1 protein-coding gene is annotated in these 767 nt (G+C 38.3%); it reads left to right on the forward strand.

Annotation, left to right across the window (positions count from 1 at the left end; genetic code table 11):
- On the forward strand, positions 1-767 hold a 767-nt coding region (locus tag ACFILW_RS10395; protein WP_375685800.1), incomplete at both ends, for a UvrD-helicase domain-containing protein.

Here is a 767-nt window from a genome sequence, read left to right on the forward strand (position 1 = left end):
CAGGGACTTGATCATATTCTACTTGATGAAGCACAAGACACCAACCCTGAGCAATGGCAAATTATTCAACTGTTGGCACAGGAATTTTTTTCAGGGTATAGCCAACGAACAAACATACGCACTCTTTTTGCTGTTGGAGATGAAAAGCAATCTATTTATTCTTTTCAAGGCGCTGCTCCAGAAAATTTTGCTGCAAATGGACGAATTATTCAAAAAAAAGTGCAGCAAACAAATCAGCAATTTGAAAAAATACAACTGCATTATTCTTTTCGCTCTACAGCAGATGTTCTTAAAAGCGTTGATCTTGTTTTTGAAACACCAGAAAATTATAAAGGACTTTCGGCAGACAATACAAAAACGGTGCATGAAGCTATCCGTGTTCACAGTCCCGGTGAAGTTGTTATATGGGATGCCATTTCAAAAGAAACGAGTGAGTTTCCTCAAGATTGGCATGCAACTGTTAATCATTTAGATACACCTGAAGTGCGTTTAGCAGAAAAAATTGCTGAAACGATTGCCGACTGGTTACAAAAAGGCGAAATGCTTCCAGCAAAAGGACGCTTAATACGTGCAAGTGATATTATGATCTTGGTCCGTAAACGTGATCAATTTGTCTCAGCTCTTTCCCGTACTCTTAAACATCTTAATATTCCTGTAGCAGGAGCTGATCGTTTACAACTCACCAAACATATTAGTATCCGTGATTTAATGGCGCTTGCGCGTTTTATTTTGCAGCAAATTTTGATGGGTGGAGTTTTTTTAGTTCT

The organism is Bartonella sp. TT110JLCBS, assembly GCF_042193405.1.
Taxonomy (GTDB): Bacteria; Pseudomonadota; Alphaproteobacteria; order Rhizobiales; family Rhizobiaceae; genus Bartonella.